This window comes from Streptomyces sp. NPDC054783, assembly GCF_053611725.1.
In genome coordinates this window covers 1-1,344 of sequence record NZ_JBSHAY010000105.1, presented here as the reverse complement: position 1 = coordinate 1,344, position 1,344 = coordinate 1, and the positions used below count along the sequence as shown (strand labels likewise).

At 54.0% G+C, this 1,344-nt stretch carries 2 rRNA genes; both read left to right on the top strand.

The window, feature by feature from the left end:
* Window positions 1-1,119, top strand: a 23S ribosomal RNA gene (locus tag ACWGJ5_RS46565); the annotation flags it as partial.
* Window positions 1,120-1,191: 72 nt separating this feature from the next.
* Window positions 1,192-1,307: ribosomal RNA gene (rrf, locus tag ACWGJ5_RS46560) — 5S ribosomal RNA — on the top strand.
* Window positions 1,308-1,344 lie beyond the last annotated feature (37 nt).

The window sequence follows — 1,344 nt, the reverse complement described above, 5'->3', positions numbered from 1 at the left end:
GACACAGCACTGTGCAAACACGAAAGTGGACGTATACGGTGTGACGCCTGCCCGGTGCCGGAAGGTTAATTGATGGGGTTACCCGCGGCGAAGCTCTTGATCGAAGCCCCGGTAAACGGCGGCCGTAACTATAACGGTCCTAAGGTAGCGAAATTCCTTGTCGGGTAAGTTCCGACCTGCACGAATGGCGTAATGATGGCCAGGCTGTCTCCACCCGAGACTCAGTGAAATTGAACTCGCTGTGAAGATGCAGTGTACCCGCGGCAAGACGGAAAGACCCCGTGAACCTTTACTATAGCTTGACACTGAACACTGGTCCTTGATGTGTAGGATAGGTGGGAGGCTTTGAAGCGTGGACGCCAGTTCGCGTGGAGCCAACCTTGAAATACCACCCTTTAATGGCTGGTGTTCTAACGTGGACCCGTTACCCGGGTTGCGGACAGTGTCTGGTGGGTAGTTTGACTGGGGCGGTCTCCTCCCAAAGAGTAACGGAGGAGCACGAAGGTTAGCTAATCCTGGTCGGACATCAGGAGGTTAGTGCAAAGGCATAAGCTAGCTTGACTGCGAGCGTGACGGCGCGAGCAGGTGCGAAAGCAGGTCATAGTGATCCGGTGGTTCTGAATGGAAGGGCCATCGCTCAACGGATAAAAGGTACTCCGGGGATAACAGGCTGATACCGCCCAAGAGTTCATATCGACGGCGGTGTTTGGCACCTCGATGTCGGCTCATCACATCCTGGGGCTGAAGTAGGTCCCAAGGGTATGGCTGTTCGCCATTTAAAGTGGTACGCGAGCTGGGTTTAGAACGTCGTGAGACAGTTCGGTCCCTATCTGCCGTGGGCGTTGGAGAATTGAGGGGGGCTGCTCCTAGTACGAGAGGACCGGAGTGGACGCATCACTGGTGTTCGGGTTGTCATGCCAATGGCATTGCCCGGTAGCTAAATGCGGAAGAGATAAGTGCTGAAAGCATCTAAGCACGAAACTTGCCCCGAGATGAGTTCTCCCTGACCCTTTAAGGGTCCTGAAGGAACGTTGAAGACTACGACGTTGATAGGTCGGGTGTGTAAGCGCAGCGATGCGTTGAGCTAACCGATACTAATGAACCGTGAGGCTTAACCTTACAACGCCGAAGGTGTTTTGGCGAAGAGACAGACACGATATTTTCAGCCTGATACAGATTTAACAGAATTTGCCTGGCGGCTTTAGCGCGGTGGTCCCACCTGACCCCATGCCGAACTCAGAAGTGAAACGCCGTAGCGCCGATGGTAGTGTGGGGTCTCCCCATGTGAGAGTAGGGAACTGCCAGGCATCAAATTAAGTAGTAAGCCGGTGCATAAATCCGGTG